The sequence below is a fragment of the Streptomyces sp. NPDC045955 genome (genome assembly GCF_056430805.1).
The window spans coordinates 42,463-61,825 of record NZ_JBWKKY010000023.1 but is presented as its reverse complement, the minus strand read 5'-3'; the positions used below and the strand labels follow the sequence as shown (position 1 = coordinate 61,825).

The 19,363-nt window shown below is 71.1% G+C and carries 19 protein-coding genes and 1 riboswitch; of the genes, 5 read left to right on the top strand and 14 right to left on the bottom strand.

Going from position 1 to position 19,363, the window contains the following annotated elements:
- Window positions 1-29: 29 nt before the first annotated feature.
- Complete coding sequence (locus AC07F0_RS33725; RefSeq protein WP_010046337.1) at window positions 30-470, bottom strand: Lrp/AsnC family transcriptional regulator; 441 nt, start codon at window positions 468-470, stop codon at window positions 30-32.
- A 269-nt stretch (window positions 471-739) separates the two neighbouring features.
- On the opposite strand from AC07F0_RS33725, the gene AC07F0_RS33720 reads away from it, so the two are divergent.
- On the top strand, window positions 740-1,174 hold the full coding sequence (locus AC07F0_RS33720; RefSeq protein WP_478983736.1) for a hypothetical protein: 435 nt from the start codon (window positions 740-742) through the stop codon (window positions 1,172-1,174).
- Between the two features lie 428 nt (window positions 1,175-1,602).
- On the opposite strand, the gene AC07F0_RS33715 is transcribed toward AC07F0_RS33720, so the two are convergent.
- Window positions 1,603-2,775 (bottom strand): acyl-CoA dehydrogenase family protein, encoded by a 1,173-nt coding sequence (locus tag AC07F0_RS33715; protein ID WP_478983735.1) that lies wholly within the window; start codon window positions 2,773-2,775, stop codon window positions 1,603-1,605.
- 331 nt (window positions 2,776-3,106) lie between these two features.
- On the opposite strand from AC07F0_RS33715, the gene AC07F0_RS33710 reads away from it, so the two are divergent.
- On the top strand, window positions 3,107-4,375 hold the full coding sequence (locus tag AC07F0_RS33710) for a glycoside hydrolase family 18 protein (RefSeq protein WP_478983734.1): 1,269 nt from the start codon (window positions 3,107-3,109) through the stop codon (window positions 4,373-4,375).
- Between the two features lie 51 nt (window positions 4,376-4,426).
- Here AC07F0_RS33710 and AC07F0_RS33705 read toward each other — a convergent pair whose 3' ends face one another.
- The 3 genes from AC07F0_RS33705 to AC07F0_RS33695 form a co-directional block, all read right to left on the bottom strand.
- The gene (locus AC07F0_RS33705; RefSeq protein WP_478983733.1) at window positions 4,427-5,083 is read right to left on the bottom strand and encodes a TetR/AcrR family transcriptional regulator; all 657 of its coding nucleotides are present in this window, start codon (window positions 5,081-5,083) and stop codon (window positions 4,427-4,429) included.
- Window positions 5,084-5,179: 96 nt separating this feature from the next.
- Window positions 5,180-5,320 (bottom strand): SCO1431 family membrane protein, encoded by a 141-nt coding sequence (locus AC07F0_RS33700; RefSeq protein ID WP_355856427.1) that lies wholly within the window; start codon window positions 5,318-5,320, stop codon window positions 5,180-5,182.
- A gap of 105 nt (window positions 5,321-5,425) precedes the next feature.
- Window positions 5,426-6,805 carry a peptidase C39 family protein gene (locus AC07F0_RS33695; protein WP_478983732.1) on the bottom strand — a complete coding sequence of 460 codons (1,380 nt, stop codon included), beginning with the start codon at window positions 6,803-6,805 and terminating at the stop codon, window positions 5,426-5,428.
- A 224-nt stretch (window positions 6,806-7,029) separates the two neighbouring features.
- On the opposite strand from AC07F0_RS33695, the gene AC07F0_RS33690 reads away from it, so the two are divergent.
- Complete coding sequence (locus tag AC07F0_RS33690) at window positions 7,030-7,686, top strand: uridine kinase family protein (RefSeq protein ID WP_478983731.1); 657 nt, start codon at window positions 7,030-7,032, stop codon at window positions 7,684-7,686.
- Between the two features lie 432 nt (window positions 7,687-8,118).
- A complete protein-coding gene (locus tag AC07F0_RS33685; RefSeq protein ID WP_478983770.1) occupies window positions 8,119-9,981 on the top strand; it encodes an AAA family ATPase in 1,863 nt (620 codons plus the stop codon).
- Between the two features lie 123 nt (window positions 9,982-10,104).
- On the opposite strand, the gene AC07F0_RS33680 is transcribed toward AC07F0_RS33685, so the two are convergent.
- The 9 genes from AC07F0_RS33680 to AC07F0_RS33640 form a co-directional block, all read right to left on the bottom strand.
- A complete protein-coding gene (locus AC07F0_RS33680; RefSeq protein WP_478983730.1) occupies window positions 10,105-11,181 on the bottom strand; it encodes a hemolysin family protein in 1,077 nt (358 codons plus the stop codon).
- Window positions 11,178-12,509, bottom strand: a complete 1,332-nt coding sequence (locus AC07F0_RS33675) for a hemolysin family protein (protein ID WP_478983729.1) — start codon at window positions 12,507-12,509, stop codon at window positions 11,178-11,180. The genes AC07F0_RS33680 and AC07F0_RS33675 overlap by 4 nt, the downstream gene beginning before the upstream one ends.
- Window positions 12,510-12,747: 238 nt before the next feature.
- On the bottom strand, window positions 12,748-13,203 hold the full coding sequence (locus AC07F0_RS33670; protein WP_478983728.1) for a PH domain-containing protein: 456 nt from the start codon (window positions 13,201-13,203) through the stop codon (window positions 12,748-12,750).
- Between the two features lie 13 nt (window positions 13,204-13,216).
- The gene (hisG, locus tag AC07F0_RS33665; RefSeq protein WP_020273518.1) at window positions 13,217-14,065 is read right to left on the bottom strand and encodes an ATP phosphoribosyltransferase; all 849 of its coding nucleotides are present in this window, start codon (window positions 14,063-14,065) and stop codon (window positions 13,217-13,219) included.
- A 45-nt stretch (window positions 14,066-14,110) separates the two neighbouring features.
- Window positions 14,111-14,383, bottom strand: coding sequence for a phosphoribosyl-ATP diphosphatase (locus AC07F0_RS33660; RefSeq protein ID WP_436726013.1), 273 nt, complete (start codon window positions 14,381-14,383; stop codon window positions 14,111-14,113).
- Between the two features lie 34 nt (window positions 14,384-14,417).
- The gene (ribH, locus tag AC07F0_RS33655) at window positions 14,418-14,903 is read right to left on the bottom strand and encodes a 6,7-dimethyl-8-ribityllumazine synthase (protein WP_356578558.1); all 486 of its coding nucleotides are present in this window, start codon (window positions 14,901-14,903) and stop codon (window positions 14,418-14,420) included.
- Window positions 14,904-14,923: 20 nt separating this feature from the next.
- Window positions 14,924-16,213, bottom strand: a complete 1,290-nt coding sequence (locus AC07F0_RS33650; RefSeq protein WP_436726012.1) for a bifunctional 3,4-dihydroxy-2-butanone-4-phosphate synthase/GTP cyclohydrolase II — start codon at window positions 16,211-16,213, stop codon at window positions 14,924-14,926.
- Window positions 16,210-16,854 carry a nicotinamide mononucleotide transporter family protein gene (locus AC07F0_RS33645; protein WP_478983727.1) on the bottom strand — a complete coding sequence of 215 codons (645 nt, stop codon included), beginning with the start codon at window positions 16,852-16,854 and terminating at the stop codon, window positions 16,210-16,212. Before AC07F0_RS33645 ends, AC07F0_RS33650 begins: the two co-directional genes overlap by 4 nt.
- Window positions 16,851-17,459 (bottom strand): riboflavin synthase, encoded by a 609-nt coding sequence (locus AC07F0_RS33640; RefSeq protein WP_478983726.1) that lies wholly within the window; start codon window positions 17,457-17,459, stop codon window positions 16,851-16,853. The genes AC07F0_RS33645 and AC07F0_RS33640 overlap by 4 nt, the downstream gene beginning before the upstream one ends.
- Window positions 17,460-17,603: 144 nt before the next feature.
- Window positions 17,604-17,734: riboswitch (FMN riboswitch) on the bottom strand.
- Window positions 17,735-18,036: 302 nt separating this feature from the next.
- Here AC07F0_RS33640 and AC07F0_RS33635 point away from each other — a divergent pair.
- Window positions 18,037-18,924 (top strand): RNA polymerase sigma-70 factor, encoded by an 888-nt coding sequence (locus tag AC07F0_RS33635; protein ID WP_478983725.1) that lies wholly within the window; start codon window positions 18,037-18,039, stop codon window positions 18,922-18,924.
- The last annotated feature ends 439 nt before the right edge of the window (window positions 18,925-19,363 follow it).

The following is a 19,363-nucleotide window of genomic DNA, read 5'->3' as shown; positions in this document are numbered from 1 at the left end:
CCCGACGGCCGAAAGGGGAGGCCCGGCGATCAGATCCGCGGCGGCCGGGCCTCGTAGGGCGTGGACAGCACCACCGTCGTCCGTGTGGACACGCCGGCCAACGACCGCACCCGCGCGAGCAGTTCCTCCAGCTCGTGCGGCGTGGCGACCCGCACCTTGAGGATGTAGTTCTCGTCGCCCGCGACGCTGTGGCACGCCTCGATCTCGGGCACGTCCGCGAGGCGGTCCGCGATGTCGTCGGGTGCGCTGGGGTCGAAGGGCTTGACCGAGATGAACGCGGTCATGGGCAGACCGACGGCCTCCGGGTCGACGACCGCGGCATAGCCGCGGATGACGCCACGCTGTTCCAGCCGGCGCACCCGCTGGTGCACGGCCGACGTGGACAGGCCTGTGGCCTTGCCCAGGTCGGTGTAGCTCATCCGCCCGTCCTTGACGAGCAGCTGCACGATCTGTCGGTCCAGCTCCTCCATGGCGCTAGAACCTACAGTGCGGTTGATCTCCTCCGATACCTGAGCGGCCCGGGGCATGCCCGGTTCGTGATCCGGCCGGCGGCGACTGTCAGCCGCCCGGGGGGACAAACCGGCCGCGGTGGGCACCTGCGTGCGGCATGTGACGAACGCCACAGGCCTCGAACAGTCTCCGTAATGTTGTCGTGATTACCGCCCAGGGGGGACGGGAAGTGCTTGCTGTGGTCGAGGCCGCAGTGCCTGATACGGCCCAGCCCGAGGGGGAGAACCCAATGCAGAGTCTTAAGCGCCCAGGTCGCACCGCACCCAAGCGGCAGCAGCTCGTCGTCGAGCCCGAGCCGGAGGGCGTCGAACCCGACACCTTCGACGACGAACTCGACGCCTACGACACGTTCGAGATGTACCGGGTCATCTGCCCGGACTGCGCTCAGCCCATCGCCCTCCTGGCGGACGAGGAGGTCCTGCCGGAGCACGCGCTGTGCGCCTCGCCGTGGAACCCGTTCGGACTCACGGTCTGTGCCGGAACCGGCCGCGCGGCCACGGATGCCCGCCCCGCTGACGAGTCCGTCGAACCTCAGGAGCAGGACACCGCCCTGCTGTTGACGCTCCCTCAGGGCCTCGACTGGCGGACCCAGCCCTTCTCGCACGTCGGCGGCCCGGGCTCACGCCCCATCAGGGTCGCCGTCATGCGCCGCCAAGCGGCCTGAGCGCGGGCCCTCTTCGCCCGCTCGCCTCGTCCCAGTGACTGCCCCGCACCACGGCTCGCAGTCCGCCGTGGTGCGGGATCAGTGCGTCCGGATCCAGGCCCGGGGCCCGATTCCAGGACCCAGACCCGGCTCCGGAACCGGGCACCCCTGGGCCTCTGAACGCACGCCCGATTCCGCCCTGGGGTGACCTGTCCGGCCTCTTCCGCGTTGCCCGGGCATGACCCCCATCTCCTCAGCGACCGGGCGTCAACGCCTCCTGTTCGTCCCGCCGCCCGCAGAATCGGTTCGGCCTGCCGGGCCGCACTATCAGGACCCGCCGATCTACCGTGACCTGATGCAGGCCTGGGCCGAGCGCGGCCGCACGCTCCCGGGCCGGCACGACCCGGAGTGGATGCGGCTCTCGGCGCCCTGGCGGGGCCTCGACCAGTTCAGCGTCCCCCTGGACCCACGAGATGGCGGGCGATGACCATCCGCTGGATCTGGTTGGTGCCCTCGACGATCTGCAGCACCTTCGCCTCGCGCATGTAGCGCTCCGCCGGGAAGTCCGCGGTGTAGCCGTAGCCGCCGAGGATCTGCACGGCGTCGGTGGTGACCCGCATCGCCGTGTCCGTGCAGTGCAGTTTGGCCATGGCCGCCTGCTGGGCGAACGGCCGGCCCGCGTCCCGCAGACGCGCCGCCGCCAGGTAGAGCGCGCGGCCCGCCTCGATCTGCGTCGCCATGTCGGCGAGCATGAAGCGCAGCCCCTGGAAGTCGGCGATCGGCTTGCCGAACTGGCGCCTCTCGGTCGCGTACGCCAGCGCCTCGTCGAGCGCCGCCTGCGCCACGCCGATCGCGCACGCCGCGATGCCGAGCCGCCCCGAGTCGAGCGCGGACAGGGCGATCGCAAGACCCTGCCCCTCCTCACCGATACGCCGTTCGTCACCGACGCGTACGCCGTCGAAGTGGACCTGGGCGGTGGGTGAGCCCTTCATGCCCATCTTCTTCTCGGGCGGTGCGGCGCTCAGCCCCCGCGCGTCGCCGGGCACCAGGAACGCGGTGATCCCGCGCGGGCCCTCCTCGCCGGTGCGCGCCATGACCGTGTAGAAGTCGGCGATCCCGCCGTGCGTGATCCAGGCCTTGGTGCCGGTGATCACCCAGGCGTCGCCGTCGCGCACCGCCCTGGTGCGCAGGGCGGCCGCGTCCGAGCCGGAGTGCGGCTCGGAGAGGCAGTAGGCACCGAGCATGCCGCCGCCGAGCATCGCGGGCAGGTGCTCGACCTGCTGCTCCTTCGTGCCGTAGGCGGCGAGCGCGTAGGAGGCGAGGGAGTGCACGCTCACGCCGAGGCCGACGGTGAGGCGGGCCGCGGCGAGTTCTTCCAGGACCTGGAGGTAGACCTCGTAGGGCTGGTCGCCGCCGCCGTACTCGGAGTCGTACGGCAAGCCGAGCAGGCCGGAGCGCGAGAGCAGGGTGAACAGCTCGCGCGGGAAGCGGCCGGCGTCCTCCTCCTCGGCCGCCTTCGGGACGATCTCCTGCTGCGCGATGTCGCGGACGAGCGAGATCAGGTCCCGGGCCTCCTCCGTGGGCAGTTGCCGGTCCACCGGCTGCGGGGCGCGGTCGGGCATGGCGACGCTCTCCTCCCTGTCGGGCACTGGCGGACGGGCCCGTGGGTGGGGGCGGCGCCGCCGGGTCGTTCTGGTGCCTGGCCGATGCTTGCAGCCCCGGGTCTCGGAAGCTGCTGACCAGCGGCTCTGCGCTGTGAGTATGCCCGATCAGAGGCATCCCGTCACCAGTTAACGACCGCTTACTTCAAGAAATACCCGAGTGTGCCACGGCGAGCGAAATTGGTCCGAACCATTGACCTGACTGGTCTAGTCCTCCTACTGTTTCGCACCACCGATTCACCGCGTTCATGCCAATCGGCGCGCGCTCCCCTCTCCCCCGAGGAGACACCGGATGCACAACCCCCAACGCTCCCGATTCCGGGCCGTCGTGACAGCGGCCTGTTGTGCCGTTCTCGGCGCCGGCCTGCTCGCCGGCGCGGGCATCTCCACCGCGACGGCGGCGGCCCCGGCTCAGGAGGCCGCCGCCGGTACGAAGGCCGCTCCCCAGGTCAGGGCCGCCGGCTCCAAGGTCATCGGGTACTTCACCGAATGGGGCACCTACGACCGCAAGTACTACGTCAAGAACATCGAGACGTCGGGCTCGGCGGCCAAGCTCACGCACATCAACTACGCCTTCGGCAATGTCACCGGCGGCAAGTGCGCGATGGGCGACGCCTACGCCGCCACCGACCGGACCTACACCGCCGCCGAGTCCGTCGACGGCAAGGCCGACACCTGGGACCAGCCGCTGCGCGGCAACTTCAACCAGCTGCGCGAGCTGAAGCGGAAGCACCCGAACCTCAGGGTGCTGTGGTCCTTCGGCGGCTGGACCTGGTCCGGCGGCTTCGGCGAGGCCGCGAAGAACCCGGCCGCCTTCGCGCAGTCCTGCTACGACCTGGTCGAGAACTCCAAGTGGGCCGACGTCTTCGACGGCATCGACATCGACTGGGAGTACCCCAACGCCTGCGGCGCCACCTGCGACACCAGCGGCACGGCGGCCTTCAAGAACCTCATGCAGGCGCTGCGCGCCAAGTTCGGTCCGAAGAACCTCGTCACCGCGGCGATCACCGCCGACGCCACCCCGGGCGGCAAGATCGACGCGGCGGACTACGCGGGCGCCGCCCCGTACGTCGACTGGTACAACCCGATGACGTACGACTACTTCGGCGCCTGGGACGCCGCCGGACCGACGGCCCCGCACTCCCCGCTGACCTCGTACTCCGGCATACCGAAGGCGGACAACCACAGCTCGGCGACCATCGCGAAGCTCAAGGGTCTCGGCATCCCCGCCTCCAAGCTGCTGCTCGGGATCGGCTTCTACGGCCGCGGCTGGACCGGCGTCACCCAGTCGGCGCCCGGCGGCACCGCGACCGGCCCGGCGGCGGGCACGTACGAGCAGGGCATCGACGACTACAAGGTGCTGAAAGCCAAGTGCCCGGCGACGGGGACGGTGGCCGGCACGGCGTACGCCAAGTGCGGCAGCGACTGGTGGAGTTATGACACGCCGGCGACCATCGCGACCAAGATGAACTACAAGAACCAGCAGGGGCTGGGCGGCACGTTCTTCTGGGAGCTGAGCGGCGACACGGCGAACGGTGAGCTGATCAAGGCCATCAAGTAGGCCTGGTCGACCGGGGGCGGAGGGGCCGTGACGGATCCCTCCGCCCCCCGCTCATGCGCCCTGGCGGGCGGCCTGCGGGGCCGGGTAGCCGGGGTCGAGTTCCTCGATCGCGCGCAGGGCGCCGCCGAGCCCCTTCACCAACAGGTCGCACATGGTCTCGCGGGGCAGTTCGGGGCGGTCGATCCATTCGAGGGTGGTGCCCTCGACACCGCACACCCAGGCGAGCAGGCCCATGCGCGCCAGCGGGGTGATGTCGACGCGGCCGTACGCCCCCTCGGCGATGGTGGCGACGATGGCCTCGCGGACGCCGTCTCGGATGGCGTGCACCTCGGTGTCGAAGCCGACGCCGCCGCTGACGATGGTGCGGTACGCGGCCTGGTTGTGCTCGGCGTAGCGCAGATAGAGGTCGATGGTGCGCTGGACGCGGTCGACCGGGGGCAGTTCGTGTCCGCTCGCCGCCAGGGTGACCAGGTCGGTGACCGAGTCCTGGATGATGGCCAGGTAGTAGCCGCGCTTGGACTGGAAGTAGTAGTAGATCAGCCCCTTGGCGACGTGCGCCTGCCGGGCGATGTCGTCCATCGACAGGGCGTCGTAGGACGTGTCGGCGAACAACCTCCGCCCGATCGCGATGAGTTCGGCACGGCGCGCCAGCGAGCGCTCGGTGCCGCGGGCTCTGGGACGCACGGCAGGCTGTTGACTGATATTCAATTTCGACCCTGGTTCCAACGGGCGGCGGCGGGACATCCGCAGTATGGCAGGCCGCAGAGCAGGGTCGTGGGTCAGGTCACAGCACCACGCGTCGGGTCACAGCAGCCCGAGCTGGGTCACGAGCATCGCGACGACCACGACGAGGGTCCAGCCCGCGACATGCTCGACGATCTTCGGGCCGTCGTCCTGAGGACCGCCGGTGCGGACGCCGGCTGCGGTGGCTGAGTGAGCGGTCATGAATTCTCGCTGATTCGTGATGCGGACGGACTCCCCCGAGGATCGGTTCCTCGGAGGGCCAGTCCACTTTGCCATCGGGAGCGGCTTTCGTGGCCGAGAGGTTGGTCACACGCGCACACCCACGGCCGTCAGCGCCTTGCGCTGGGCCGCGGTCGGGCGGGCCGGGAAGTACAGGTAGCAGACGCCGCCGGTGCCGGAGACGACCTTGCCGGAGGCGTTGTACCGCTTGGTCCGCAGCCAGATGTTCTCCCACTCCCGCCGCCGGTAGACGCGCCGCACGGCCTCGTTGGACTCCGAGAAGGGATCGTTGGCGATCACGTCGCCGTCGGCGGTGAAGCCGATGACGGTCATCAGGTGCCCGGCGGTGCCGTACCCGGCGCCGCTCAGCTCCTCCTTCAGGAAGGACTGGGACGTGATGGCCGGGATGCCGGCCGCGATCAGCGTCTCCAGGTCGGTGAGCGAGCCGAGCCGGGTGACCACGCCCTGGAGGTCCTTGAACGTGGCCGCGTAGGCGGCGTTGAAGGGCCAGTTGCCGCAGCCGGCGTACTGGTAGTCGTAGGTGAAGCGGGCCGCGTGGCACACCTGGGGATCGGCGTACGACGGATCCACCCAGGCCAGTTGCTCCGGGGTGAGCCGGCCGCCCCAGTACTCGATGACCATCTGGGAGGACGTCGGGCTGCACCAGGCCTCGCCGCCGCTGTCGTACTCGGGGTACTGGCCCTTGTGGATCTCCTGCGAGTACCGCGGGACGGCCAGCTCCCCGGCGAGGCCGGGCGCGGACGCCGGAACGGTGAACCGGTCGGGAACGTCGGAGCCCATCGCGCCGAGCCGCCACACCGTGGGCGTGGCCTTGGTGCCGGGCGTGCGGTAGAGGGTGAGGCGCAGCCGGTACGAGGCGAGGCGCAGGCCCGTCGACGGGTCGTCGATCGCCAGGGTGTCGGTCCAGACGGTGCTCTTGCCGTCGCTCTGGTCGTCGACCGAGGTGCGCCGGATGTCCTGGTCGCCGGCCGCCCAGCGGCCCATCACGTACCAGGGAGTGCTGGTGCCGTCGGTGTAGGTGGCCTTGATCTCCGTCTGGAGCCAGGTACCGGACGGGGTGTGCGCGTTCCAGGAGACGATCGCCTCCGTCGCGGGGACGGTGAGCCGGTGGGCCGGGGACGTCCAGGTGCCGTACTCCCAGCGGGCGGTGGTGCCGGTGTGCGGGTCCGTGTAGCCGGTGGTTCCGGCGGGCTTCGCGATCACCACGCCCGGGCGGGCGCCCGCGACGGCGCGGGTGCCCCGGGCGGTGCCGCCACTCCAGTCGCCGTAGGAGGTCCAGGCCCGGTTGTCCACGGTCCGGGCCGGGACCACGCGGGCGGGCTCTGCGGTGTCGGTCGTCATGGGCTCCTCGGTGTCGGCGGTCGCCGGGCCCGCGCCTGCCGTGACGGCGGCGGCGACCGCGGCGGCCAGGACGGTTCTGCGGGACGGCTGTTCGGCTCTGCGCATGGCGGGACCCCCGGAAGTCGGAGTCGGGCAGGGGCGGGGCAGGTCCATTGCACGGTCGGTCGCACACGCGTAGGCACCACATGGGGCGCCAGCACACATGTATGCGCCACATAGGAGCACAGCCCGCCGAGCCCCGCCAGCACTTCGGCCCGCGCCACGCCCGCCAATATTGGCGTCGACCACTGACAGGCGCCGTGGACACCGTCGTTAGAGTGCTGCGCGAGATGAATCCGACCTTCCGCCCCCCACCGGGCCCCGCCGTCCGCGACCTGGCCTCCCGGATCCGCCGCCTTACGCCCTCCTGCGGCCCGGTCCGTCTCGTCGGCGTCGACGGGCACGCCGGCTCCGGAAAGACCACGTTCGCCGGGCAGCTGGCCGTGGCGCTGGGCGGCGCGCCGGTGCTGCGCCTCGACGACATCGCCACCCACGACGAACTGTTCGACTGGACCGGACGCCTGCTGGACCAGGTGATCGCGCCCTTGACCCAGGGCCGGACCGCGCGCTACGCCCCCTACGACTGGCGAGCCCGCCGCTTCGGTGCGCCGCGCCCCCTGCCACCCGCTCCTGTGGTTCTCGTCGAGGGCGTGGGCGCGGGACGCCGGGCGCTGCGGCCCCACCTGGCCCTGCTGCTGTGGATGGAGCTGCCCCGTGAGGAGGCCTGGGCGCGAGGACGGTCCCGGGACGGGGAGGAGCAGCGGGAGTTCTGGGACGCATGGGTACCGGCGGAACGCCGGCATTTCGCCGGCGACCCCTCGCGGCCGTTCGCCGACCTCCTGGTACGCCAGCGAGAGAAGGGGTTTGAGGTGGTTCCGGGACCTGCTGGGACTGTTGGACCGAACCAGCCCCTCACGCACGGTGACGAGCCGCCCGCAGTGTGCTGAACCTGTGAAGGGCCTTGCGGGACAAGTTGCCGGAGTGCATCAACTCCGCTTGACCGGGGGCCCGTACAGGACTTACGTTCTCAATGTGCGGCCATTCGAAGCCGCCCACAGACGCGAAGCCCCCGGTTGTTCCCCCGTGATCGGGGGCTTCGTTCTGTCTTCTTCCGGTTTTCCGGGCGCCGCGCGGCGCCATGTGCTCACCCTGGGTCACCGTGCGGGAGTGTGCCGCATCCGCTCCCACCTCGCCGAACGCCTCGTGCGGCACCCTACGGAGGCGCCGCCCGCGCGGGTACGATGCCCTCGTTGCGACCTACGGACGGTTGCTTCGCACACCTTGCAACTCCGGTCCGTGGCACAGCGGTTCGAGCAGGGAAGCCGACCGGGGGACGGCTCGTTGGCATACCGACGGGGGCACGGTTCGTGGGGGACGTGATGGACTTCGGCACGCAGGGCCCACAGGCCCCGGCCGATCTCGCCTGGCTGCGAGGCGTGGACGCCTACACCATGGGCGCCTATCCGCAGGCGGAGGAGGAGTTCCGCGCCGCCGTGCGCATGGACTCCGGGATGGCCGACGCCTGGCTCGGGCTGCACGCGCTGCGCGTCGACACGACGACCGCACTGCTCAGGATGTTCCGCCACCGGGACCGCTTCGGCGAGCAGCGCACCCGCTACCGTCGCGCCCTCAACTCCTGGTACTGGCTGGGCTGGTGGGTGCAGCCCGTACTGGAGAGCCCCCGGGATCTGCTGCTCGCGCACGCCTCCCACTGGCTGGACGGCCGCCACGTCCCCGAGCTGGACCGCGCCCTTGCCGGGCTGCCGCCGGTGGACACCGACGCCCAGGTCCGTTTCCTGCACGCCTGCCGCGCCTATCTGGTCAAGGACTGGGAGCAGCTGGTCCGCCACACCGACCCGCTCCTCGACGACCCGATGCTCGGCATCGAGGCGGGCCTGTTCGGCGGCATGGCCCGGGTCCGCCTGGAGATGTACGGGCAGGCCGAACCACTGCTGTCCGCCGCGCTGATGCGCTGCCGCAGCGAGCAGCCCCAGCGCAAGGAACTGCGTTACTGGCTGGCCAGGGCGCACGAGGGCACCGGCCGCAGCGCCGCCGCGCTCCCCCTGTACCGGGCGGTGCACCGGGTCGACCCCGCCTTCATGGACACCGCGGCCCGGCTCGCCGCGATCGCCGAGGGCGACGGCTACGACGAGGCCACAGACCTCGCGGCGATCACCCTCACCGGCGCCGGCCAGGACGCCGTGGACGGACCGGAGGGATTCGACCCGCTCTTCGGCACCGAGGGCCGTGACCTGAGACTGCCCGATCCCGCACCGCCCGTCTCCGCTCCCCTGCCGCCGGTGACCGACCCCTCGGTGCGCTCACGGACCGGCCCGGCGCCATCGCTGCCCGCGGGGCCCACCGACCCGGTTTTACTCGAGGAGGCACTCGCCGAGCTTGAGCGCATGGTAGGTCTGGAGCCGGTGAAACGCCAGGTCAAGGCGTTGTCGGCACAGCTGAACATGGCCCGGCTCCGGGCCGGGCAGGGCCTGCCGGTCCAGCCGCCGAAACGCCACTTCGTCTTCTCCGGCCCCTCCGGCACCGGCAAGACCACCGTCGCCCGCATCCTCGGCCGCGTGTTCTACGCGCTCGGCCTGCTCGGCGGCGACCATCTCGTGGAGGCCCAGCGGGCCGACCTGGTCGGCGAGTACCTCGGGCAGACCGCCGTGAAGGCGAACGAACTGATCGACTCGGCGCTCGGGGGCGTGCTCTTCGTCGACGAGGCGTACTCGCTGTCCAACTCGGGCTACGGCAAGGGCGACGCGTACGGCGACGAGGCGCTCCAGGTGCTGCTGAAGCGGGCGGAGGACAACCGCGACCACCTCGTGGTGATCCTGGCCGGCTACCCCGAGGGCATGGACCGCCTCCTCGCCGCCAACCCCGGGCTGTCCTCCCGCTTCACCACCCGCGTCGACTTCCCCTCCTACCGGCCCCTCGAACTCACCGAGATCGGCAAGGTGCTCGCGGCGGAGAACGGCGACCTGTGGGACGAGGAGGCCCTCGACGAGCTGCGGTCGATCGCCGGGCATGTGGTGGACCAGGGGTGGATCGACGAGCTGGGCAACGGGCGGTTCCTGCGGACTCTGTACGAGAAGAGCTGCGCGTACCGGGATCTTCGGTTGTCCGTCTGTCCCGGGGTGCTGGGCAGGGAGGACCTGGCGACGCTGCGGTTGCCGGATCTGATGCAGGCGTACGGAGAGGTGCTGTCCGGGCGGGGGCCGCAGGATCCACCGGCCATGTAGCGGCCCCCAACTGCCGGCAGTCGTGCCTCCCCCAGTGCCTCAAGGGCCTGGGAGGTGCCCCAGGGCGACACGGGTGGGCGCGGCGGCACCCCGCTACACCGGGCCGCGCACCCACCCGCCCGGCTACGTCGCCAGTACCTCCTCGCCCGACCTCGGCTCGGTCAGCCTCACCTCGCGCACCTCCCGGTGCGCGGGATCCCGCACCTCCCCCACCAGCAGCTCCAGCACGTCCTCCAGCGCGACCAGCCCCAGCACCTTCCCGGACGCGTCGGCCACCTGGGCCAGATGCGTCGCCGCCCGCCTCATCACCGTGAGCGCGTCGTCCAACGGCAGCTCGGACCGCAGCGTCGTCATGGAGCGCCACAACTGCTGCGGTACGGCCCGGTCCGAGTGCTCCAGGTCGAGGACGTCCTTGACGTGCAGGTAGCCCATGAACGCACCGTTGTCCGCGACGACCGGGAATCGCGAGTACCCGGTGCGGGCGGTGAGCTCGACGATGCGGCCGGGGGTGACCGACGGGCTGACCGTCACCAGTGACTCGCGTTTCAGCAGGACGTCCGTCACCGGGCGGGAACCCAGCTCCAGGGCGTCCTCCAGGCTTTCGGCCTCCTCTGGGTCGAGCAGGCCCGCCTGGCCGGCGTCCTCCACGAGCCGGTTGAGCTGCTCGCTGGTGAAGACGGCCTCGACCTCGTCCCTGGGCTCGACGTGGAAGAGCCGCAGGATGCCCTGGGAGACGGCGCCGAGCGCGGCGGTGATCGGCTTGCAGAAGCGGGCGAACCAGACCAGGCCGGGGCTGAGCCACAGCGCGGCCTTCTCGGGGGCCGCCATCGCCAGGTTCTTCGGGACCATCTCGCCGATGACGAGGTGGAAGAAGACGACGACGGCGAGGGCGATGACGTAGGTCAGCGGGTGGATCATGCCATGCGGCAGGTGGACCCACTCGAAGACCGGCTCCAGGAGGTGCGCGACGGTCGGCTCGGCGACCGCCCCGAGGGTGAGGGAGCAGATCGTGATGCCGAACTGGGCCGCCGCCATCATCTGCGGCAGCCGCTCCAGGCCGTAGAGGACCTGCCGGGAACGGGCGGTGCCGAGGGGTTCGATCTGGCTGCGCCGTACGGAGACGAGCGCGAACTCGGCACCGACGAAGAAGCCGTTGAGAAGCACCAGGAGTGCGGCGAAGGTCAGTTGGAGCACGCTCATCGGGCGGCCTCCATCACGACGACAGGGGCCGTTTTGACCAGACGCACCCGCTCGGCGCGGTAATGACCGACCTGGCGTACCGACAGCCGCCAGCCGGGCAGTTCCGCCTTGTCGCCGACGGCCGGGATACGGCCCAGCAGATCGGCGATCAGGCCCGCGACGGTCTCGTACGGGCCTTCGGGTACCTCGAGGCCTATGCGCCGGAGGATGTCGACCCGGCAGCTGCCGTCGACGTCCCAGGCGGGCCTGCCGTCCTCCGGCGGCGCGGAGGCCAGCTCGGGCAGGTCGTGTCCGTCGTGCTCGTCGCGGACCTCGCCGACGATCTCCTCGACGATGTCTTCCAGCGTGACGACACCGGCCGTCCCGCCGTACTCGTCGACGACGACCGCGATGGGCTGCTCGCTGCGCAGGCGGGCGAGCAGCGGCCGTACCGGCAGGGTCTCGGGGACGAGCAGCGCCGGGCGGCAGATGCGGCCGACGGGGGTGCGCAGCCGGTCCTGCACGGGTACCGCCAGGGCGTCCTTGAGATGGACCATGCCGACGACCTCGTCGATCCTCTCCCGGTAGACGGGGAAGCGGGACAGGCCGGTGGCCCGGGTCAGGTTGACCACGTCCTCGGCGGTGGCCGAGGACTGCAGGGCGCTGACCTTCACGCGCGGCGTCATCACGTGCTGCGCGGTCAGCTCGCCCAGTGACAGGGTCCTCACGAAGAGGTCGGCCGTGTCCTGTTCCAGGGCGCCGGCCCGGGCCGAGTGGCGGGCGAGGGAGACGAGCTCGCCGGGGGTGCGGGCGGAGGCCAGCTCCTCGGCGGGCTCGATGCCCAGGGCGCGCACGAGTCGGTTCGCGACGGCATTGAGGCCGGCGATGACCGGCCGGAACAGGCGTGCGAAGACGTGCTGCGGGCCGGCGACGAAGCGCGCGACCTGGAGCGGCCTGGAGACCGCCCAGTTCTTGGGCAGGAGCTCGCCGATCACCATCTGCACGGCGGAGGCCAGCAGCATGCCGACGACGACCGTGACACCGGAGACGGCTCCCTCGGGGACGCCGATCGAGGTGAACGGGCCGTGCAGCAGCTCGGCGAGCGCCGGTTCGGCGAGCATGCCGACGACGAGGGAGGTGATGGTGATGCCCAGCTGGGTGCCGGAGAGCTGGAAGGACAGCTCCTTGAGCGACTCGACCACGCGGTGGGCGCGCCGGTCGCCCTCGGCGGCGGCCTTCTCGGCCTCCGGCCGCTCGACCGTCACGAGTCCGAACTCGGCCGCCACGAAGAATCCGTTGGCCAGAATCAGCAGGAACGCGGCTGCCAGAAGCAGCAGGGGGATGGTCATGATGCCGCCGCCTCCGCACGGTCGCGGACACGGTCCGCGCTATGTCGGCAGGGGGCGGCGCAGGTACTGCAGGACGATCCGTCCATCGCCGGAGGGGGTCACTCCTCGGTTAGCAGGAGCCCCTGGCGCACCGGGCGGGGCAACAGGGGCGGGGGCGCATCCGTTCGCGCCTCCGCCAACAGATTAATCAAGACACGGCCCGGTGCGGCAGTGGTGGCCGCCGTGAGGATCCCCCGAGTCAGCCCTGAGGCCGCTCGGGGTCCGCGACGGAACGCGCCTCGGCGAGCGCCCGCAGGGCACGGGCGTCGGCGATCGCGCGCTGCCGGGCGATGCCCGGCTGGATGCCCAGCGCGGGCAGGCTGGTGCCGTCGCTGAGGTTGAGGAACACCCAGGGGTCGCCCGGCCGGAGGGTCACCTGAAGGATCTCGGCCCATTCCAGCCGGCGCTTGTTCGTGAGGTTGACCACAGTGACGCCGGACTCGTCGGCGACGACCTTGGGCCGCGCCAGCAGAAGCAGCACCGCGTCCAGCAACAGCGCCGTGACGATGAAGCTGAGGCGCTCGGCGGGGCTGAGCTGCTCCAGCAGCATCGCGACGGCCGTGATCACCACGAGGATCGCGACGGCCGCGCTGAGCAGCACCGCACGAGTGCTGCCCGGCCGGAAGGTGACGGGCAGGGTGGGCAGATCGGACATCAGTGCGCGCCCCTCACAGACGGCAGGCGTGGATGGCCGTGGTCAGGATGGCCCGGGCGCCGATGTCGTACAGGTCGTCCATGATCCGCTGCGCTTCCTTGGCCGGGACCATCGCGCGGACGGCGACCCAGCCCTCGTTGTGCAGCGGGGACACGGTCGGCGATTCCAGCCCTGGGGTGAGGGCGACGGCCTTCTCCAGCTGCTCGACACGGCAGTCGTAGTCCATCATCACGTACGTCCGGGCGACCAGGACGCCCTGGAGGCGGCGCAGGAACTGCTGCACCTTGGGGTCGTCGCCGTCCGCGCCGGTGCGGCGGATCACGACGGCCTCGGACTGCATGATCGGCTCGCCGACGACCTCAAGGCCCGCGTTGCGCAGCGAGGTGCCGGTCTCGACGACGTCCGCGATGACCTGGGCGACGCCGAGCTGGATGGCGGTCTCGACGGCGCCGTCGAGGTGGACGACGGAGGCGTCGATGCCGTGCTCGGCGAGGTGGGCCGCGACGATCCCCTCATAGGAGGTGGCGACGGTCTTGCCCGCCAGGTCCGCCAGGCCGCTGATGGTGCCGGGCTTGCCGGCGTAGCGGAACGTGGAGCGGGCGAAGCCGAGGGCGAGGATCTCCTCCGCGTCGGCGCCGGAGTCGATGAGCAGGTCCCGGCCGGTGAGGCCGATGTCCAGCTGGCCGGAGGCGACGTAGATCGCGATGTCGCGGGGGCGGAGGTAGAAGAACTCGACCTCGTTCGTCGGGTCGACGATCCGCAGTTCCTTGGACTCCCTGCGCTGCTGGTAGCCGGCCTCATGCAGCATCTCCGCCGCAGGGCCTGACAGGGAACCCTTGTTGGGGACGGCGATGCGCAGCATGAGGTCGGCTTCCTTCGCGTGGGTGTCTTACGGGAACGGGGCGGCTTACAGGTGGGCGTAGACGTCGTCGAGGGAGATGCCGCGGGCGATCATCATCACCTGGACGTGGTACAGCAGCTGCGAGATCTCCTCGGCGGCCGCCTCCTTGCCCTCGTGCTCGGCGGCCATCCAGACCTCGGCGGCCTCTTCGACGACCTTCTTGCCGATGGCATGGACGCCCTTCTCGACCAGTTCTGCGGTGCGGGAAGTGGCGGGGTCGCCATGGGCGGCCTTGTGCTGGAGCTCGGTGAAGAGCTCCTCGAACGTCTTCTTGGACATGGTGACGCTCAGCCTATGCCACAGGTGCCTTTCGTCAGCGCCAGGGTTCGGATACTGAGCGGAGGGTGGCCGCGGTCGCCACCGCCGCCGTCACCGCCTCGTGTCCCTTGTCCTCGTTGGAGCCCTCCAGGCCGGCGCGGTCCAGGGCCTGCTCCTCCGTGTCGCAGGTCAGCACGCCGAAGCCGACGGGGACGCCGGTGTCGACGGAGACCTGGGTGAGGCCCTGGGTCACGCCCTGGCACACGTACTCGAAGTGGGGGGTGCCGCCGCGGATGACGACGCCGAGGGCGACGATCGCGTCGTAGCCGCGGCCCGCGAGGACCTTGGCGACGACAGGGAGCTCCCAGCTGCCGGGGACCCTGAGGAGGGTCGGCTCGTCGATGCCCAGGTCGTGCAGGGCGCGCAGGGCGCCGTCGACCAGACCGTCCATCACCTTCTCGTGCCACTGTGCCGCGACGACGGCGACCCTGAGGTCACCCACATTGCGTACGGACAGCTCCGGTGCACCCTTGCCGCTCACGTCTCTCCCTCTGTGCTCTCTTACTGGTTGCCGCAGGCCGGCACGGTGGTCGTGTCCAGCCAGGGCAGGTCGTGGCCCATCCGGTCCCGCTTGGTGCGCAGGTAGCGGAGGTTGTGCTCGCCGGCGCTCACGGGCATCGGCACGCGCGCCTTCACCACGATGCCGTGGCGGGTGAGCGCATCCGTCTTGTCGGGGTTGTTGGTCAGCAGGCGGACGCCGCGCACGCCGAGGTCGGCGAGGATCTGGGCTCCGGCGCCGTAGTCGCGGGCGTCGGCGGGCAGGCCGAGTTCGAGGTTGGCGTCGAGGGTGTCGCGGCCGCGCTCCTGGAGTTCGTAGGCGCGCAGCTTGGACATCAGGCCGATGCCGCGGCCCTCGTGTCCGCGCAGGTAGACCACGACTCCGCGGCCCTCGGCCTGGATTCGGGCCAGCGAGGCGTCCAGCTGGGGGCCGCAGTCGCAGCGGGCGGAGCCGAAGACGTCGCCGGTGAGGCATTCGGAGTGGACGCGGACGAGGACGTCCTGGCCGTCGCCGATCTCGCCGTGCACCAGGGCGACGTGCTCGACGCCGTCGACGGTGGAGCGGTAGCCGTAGGCCGTGAAGGTGCCGTGAGCCGTGGGCAGTTGGGTCCTGGCTTCGCGGCGGACGGTGGGTTCGCTGCCGCGGCGGTAGGCGATCAGGTCCTCGATGGAGATGATCGTCAGGCCGTGCTTGCGGGCGAAGGGGATCAGCTCGGGCAGGCGCAGCATCGTGCCGTCCTCGCCGGCGATCTCGACGATGGCGCCGGCCGGGCGCAGGCCCGCGAGGCGGGCGAGGTCGACGGCGGCCTCGGTGTGGCCGTTGCGCGTGAGGACCCCGCCGGGCCGGGCGCGCAGCGGGAAGACATGGCCGGGGCGGACGAAGTCGTCGGGCTGGGCTGCGCCGTCGGCGAGCAGCTGGAGGGTGGTGGCGCGGTCGGCCGCCGAGATGCCGGTGCCCACGCCGTGCGCGGCGGAGGCGTCGACGGAGACCGTGAACGCCGTCTTCATCGACTCGGTGTTGTCCTCGACCATCTGCGGCAGGCGCAGCCGGTCGAGTTCGTCGCCCTCCATGGGCGCGCAGATCAGACCGCGGCACTCGCTCATCATGAAGGCGACGATCTCGGGGGTCGCCTTCTCGGCGGCGATGACGAGGTCGCCCTCGTTCTCCCGGTCCTCGTCGTCGACGACCACGACCGGGCGGCCGGCCGCGATGTCGGCGATGGCCTGCTCGACCGGGTCGAGCGTGAGGTCCTCGAAGCCGTCGGTGCCGTACAGGATCGGTGCCGTGCTCATGCCGGCGCTCCTTCCAGGGCGGGCTGCGCTGCCGCGCGGGAGCGCAGCCACCAGTCGCGCAGGCCCCACAGGACGAGCGCGCCGTAGATGACGTAGACGAAGCCGGAGAAGGCGAAGCCGTTGGCGAAGTTCAGCGGGACGCCGACCAGGTCGACCAGCAGCCAGGCGAACCAGAACTCGACCATGCCGCGGGCCTGGGCGTACATCGCGACGATCGTGCCGACGAAGATGTACGCGTCCGGCCAGGGGTCCCAGGACAGGGTCGGGAAGGCCGTGAACAGGCCGCCGACCGCGAGGGTGCCGAGGGCGGCGGCGCCGGCCAGCACCCCGCGCTCGCGCCAGGTCGCGAACCGTACGGCGATGGAGCCGTCCTGCGCCTGCTGCCGGCCGCGGTTCCACTGCCAGAAGCCGTACGTGGCGACGAGCATCACGACGATCTGCTTGCCTGCGCTGCCGGAGAGGTGGGCGGTGGCGAAGGCGGCGAAGAGGACCAGGCCGGAGACGAACTGGGCGGGCCAGGTCCACAGCGAGCGCCGCCAGCCGAGGGCGAGGCCGACCAGACCGATCACGTTGCCGATCATGTCCGACCACTTGATGTGCTGGCCGAAGAGCGTGAAGGCCTCGGAGTTGAGCCAGTTCACTGGGCCGCCCCCTGCGCACGGTCGCCCAGCATCCGCTCGACGTACTTGGCGATGACGTCCACCTCTAGGTTGACCGGGTCGCCGGGCTGCTTGTGGCCGAGCGTGCTCAGGTCGAGGGTGGTGGGGATGAGGCTGACCGTGAAGTAGTCGGGGCCGGCGTCGACGACGGTGAGGCTGATGCCGTCGACGGTGATGGAGCCCTTCTCGACGACGTACCGGGTGAGGTCCGCGGGGAGGGAGATCTTCACGATCTCCCAGTTGTCGGAGGGCTTGCGCTCCAGGATCTCGCCAGTGCCGTCCACATGGCCCTGCACGATGTGCCCGCCGAGGCGTTCGCCGACGGCCATGGGGCGTTCGAGGTTGACGCGGGAGCCGGCCTTGAGCGCGCCGAGGCTGGAGCGGTTGAGGGTCTCCGCCATCACGTCGGCGGTGAACTCGTCGCCCTCGTGGTCGACGACCGTGAGGCAGACGCCGTTGACGGCGATGGAGTCGCCGTGTTTCGCGCCCTGGGTGACGACGGGGCCTCGCAGGCGGAAGCGACAGGCGTCGTCGAGGGTCTCGACGGCGGTGACCTCGCCCAGCTCTTCGACGATTCCGGTGAACACTTCCCGGGTCCTCCTGCCTCTTCGGGCACGGACTCCGGGGCTGTCGATGACGACAGATCTACGAGCGAGGACACCGGGAACGACGCCGGACGGAGTCCGCCCGGAGGGCGGACTTCTTGGGCGGCGCGCACGTATGCCCGCTCGCCGCGCACTGCCTCCCATCCGGACTTTAACCGTCGGTCCAGGAATTTCACCTGGTCAACCGGCCGCTGGAGGCGACCGGGTCGCGGACTGTAACCGCCGGTTCGGACTTTCACCGACCCCGGAGTGCGCTGCTGCTGATACAAGGCCAGTGTGCCACGCCTGATCGACGTCCAGACGGGCGAGCGGTGTGGGGTGCCTCACAGAACGTGTCACCGCCCCTCCCGAGCGCGACAGGGCGAGGCAACTCCCGTGCGTGCGCTCCCCCTTGCTCGATGGGCCCTCGCGTTGGTACACACCTATTGACGCTGTGGTCTAGTCCTTTCTAGGGTCGTGCGCATCCCTCGCAGACCGGCCCGGCGGCGGTGACGACGGCCCTTGCCCGCCGTCGGGCCTTCCCACGCCGCACGGACGGTCTTCTGGCAGGGTGAGGCGTATGACCACCACGCTCGCCGAGGAGTTCGAGACCCACCGGCCCCGGCTGTTCTCCCTCGCCTACCGGCTGTTGGGTTCCGCGCAGGAGGCGGAGGACGCGGTCCAGGACGCCTATCTGCGCTTCAGCGGCGCGGACCGCGCGGAGATCGAGCATCCTGCGGCCTGGCTCGCCAAGGTCGTCACCAACCTCTGCCTCAACCGGCTGACCTCGGCGCGGGCCCGGCGCGAGACGTACGTCGGCACCTGGCTGCCCGAGCCGGTGGTGACCGCGGACGGCACGCTCGGCCCCCTGGAGTCGGCCGAGCAGCGGGACTCCGTCTCGATGGCGATGCTGGTGCTGCTGGAGCGGCTCACGCCGGCCGAGCGGGCGGTGTACGTGCTGCGGGAGGCGTTCGGCTACGGGCACCGGGAGATCGCCGGCGTGCTGGATCTGAGTGAGGCCAACTGCCGCCAGCTGTACCGGCGGGCCGTACGGCGGGTTGGCGAGCCGCAGGCCCGGTTCGAGGCCGCGTCCGAGCGGCAGGAGGAGCTGGTCACGTCGTTCATCACGGCGGCCCGCGAGGGCGACCTGGCCGGGCTGGAGAAGCTGCTCGCGGCCGACGCGACCTGGTGGAGCGACGGGGGCGGCAAGGTCACCGCGGCCCGGTGGCCGATCGAGGGCGGGCCGAGGGTCGCGCAGTTCCTGTCGGGCGGGGGCCCGAAGTTCTCGGTGGGCCTGGAGTTCACCGTCACCGAGGTCAACGGCGCGCCGGGGCTTGCCACTTGGTCGGGCGACACCCTCGTCGGCCTGGCAGCGTTCGAGGTGCGCGACGGGCTGGTCGTGGGCGTGCGGGCCGTGGTCAACCCGGAGAAACTGGCGTTCGCGCGACGCCAGCTCAGCCGGCCGTAGGCCGTCGGGGCGGGGGTGTGGGATAACCGGCGGGAGCGGGACACCGGCCGTGAGTCGTCTGGCACGGGACGTGGGTCGCCGGGCACGGGATGCCGGTCATGCCGGGCACCAGGCGGGAATCGAAGGGCGCGGTCGGGGGGCGTTGGGCGGGTCGCGGATCACCGGCGCGGGACGCAGTCGCGCCAGGCACGAACCACGAACGCCAGGCACGGTCGCGGAACGTCGAGCCGGTCGCAGATCGCCGGCGCGGCCCGCGGAACATCGAGCCGGTCGCGGGTCACCGGCGCGGGGACGCGGATCGCCGACCCGGAAACCAGTCACGCCAGGCACGAACCACGAACACCAGGCACGGTCGCGGAACGTCGAGCCGGTCGCAGATCGCCGGCGCGGCCCGCGGAACATCGAGCCGGTCGCGGGTCACCGGCGCGGGGACGCGGAT